The sequence below is a fragment of the Nonomuraea longispora genome, from assembly GCF_004348345.1.
Lineage (GTDB): Bacteria > Actinomycetota > Actinomycetes > Streptosporangiales > Streptosporangiaceae > Nonomuraea > Nonomuraea longispora.
In genome coordinates this window covers 1-1,436 of record NZ_SMJZ01000428.1, presented here as the reverse complement: position 1 = coordinate 1,436, position 1,436 = coordinate 1, and the positions used below count along the sequence as shown (strand labels likewise).

At 71.9% G+C, this 1,436-nt stretch carries 1 protein-coding gene and 1 pseudogene; both read left to right on the top strand.

The features are described 5' to 3' along the window. Positions 1–598 (top strand): annotated as a pseudogene (locus E1267_RS45215) (hypothetical protein); the annotation flags it as partial. Then, positions 595–1,436: serine/threonine-protein kinase (locus E1267_RS43740; protein ID WP_246064758.1), on the top strand; the 842-nt coding region annotated here is incomplete at its 3' end. The pseudogene E1267_RS45215 and the gene E1267_RS43740, both read left to right, overlap by 4 nt.

Here is a 1,436-nt window from a genome sequence, read left to right as displayed (position 1 = left end):
CGTCTGGATCGCCCCTGGATGGGGTACGCCGGAGAAGGAGTCGCTGGCCGCCCCCTCCCCCGGCGCCACCATCCCCACCGTGAAGCCGTCCTCCGAGCAGACGCCCACTCCCAAGGGGACGAAGACCCAGAAGCGGAAGAAGCCTCCCACTCGTACGGCCAAGCCCACCGCCACCCCGAGGAAGCCCACACCCACGGCCTCGCCCGAGCGCACCACCGCGCGGCCTACGCCGACCCGCGACCGCGCCCGTACCAGTAAGAAGCCGGCCACGAACGCCAAGGCGAGCATTCTCGCGATCGAGCTGATGGGCGGACCGGGCCAGTCCGGGTCGGGTGGCTGCTACATGCCGCCCGTGCACTTCCAGACCCGCGTGGAGTCGACCAGGCGCGGAGTGTGGATCTCCTACGCGTGGCTGGTCGACGGCAAGACCAAGGAGAGCGGCAGGTCCTGGGTGCCGGAGGACGACTACACCGCGTTCGTGACCGCCAAACAGTACAACCTGCCCGCGGGGCGCCACACCGTGGCGCTGAAGGTCACCTCGCCGTCCTCGGCGCAGAAAAGCACCTCGTTCAGCGTCTGCGCGCTGGAAACCTGGTGACGCTGGAGGCCGTCGGCCCGTACCAGGTCGTCAAGCAACTCGGCGAGGGCGGCCAGGGCGTGGTCTACCTGGGTACGGCTCCCGACGGGACGCGGGTCGCCATCAAGGTGCTGCGGGAGGGGGTGCCGGGCGACGGCCGTTTCGCCAAGGAGATCGCGGCAGCGCGGCGGGTGGAGCCGTTCTGCATCGCGCAGGTGCTGGACGCCTCGCTGGGCGCACGGCCGTACATCGTGACCGAGTACGTCGAAGGTCCCTCCCTCCAGCAGGCCGGCGTCCACACCGGGGCCGACCTGCAGCGGCTGGCGGTCGCCACGGCCACCGCGCTGGCCGCCATCCACCGGGCCGGCGTCGTGCACCGCGACTTCAAACCGGCCAACGTGCTGCTCGGACGGGACGGCCCGCGCGTCATCGACTTCGGCATCGCCCGTGCCGTGGACGCCGCGGTGACCCGTACCAGCAGCATCGTGGGGACGCCCGCGTACATGGCGCCCGAGCAGTTCCTCGGCGCGGTCGCCGGGCCGGCCGCCGACGTGTTCGCCTGGGGATCCGTCATCGTGTACGCCGCCACCGGCACGCCGCCGTTCGGCAACGACTCGCTGCCCGCGGTGCTCCGCAGGATCCAGTACGACGAGCCGAACCTCGGTGACGTGCCCGAGCCACTGCGTTCGATCGTGTACGGCTGCCTGGCCAAGGACCCGGCTGCCCGGCCGGCCATGCAGGACGTGCTCTTCCAGCTCATCAGCGGCCGGCCCCAGGCCAGGGCGTCCGCCCCTGACGACCGGCGCTCCCCTGGCAGCGGCCCGCTCCCGTACGCCGGGCAACCCGCCGACCCCTACCC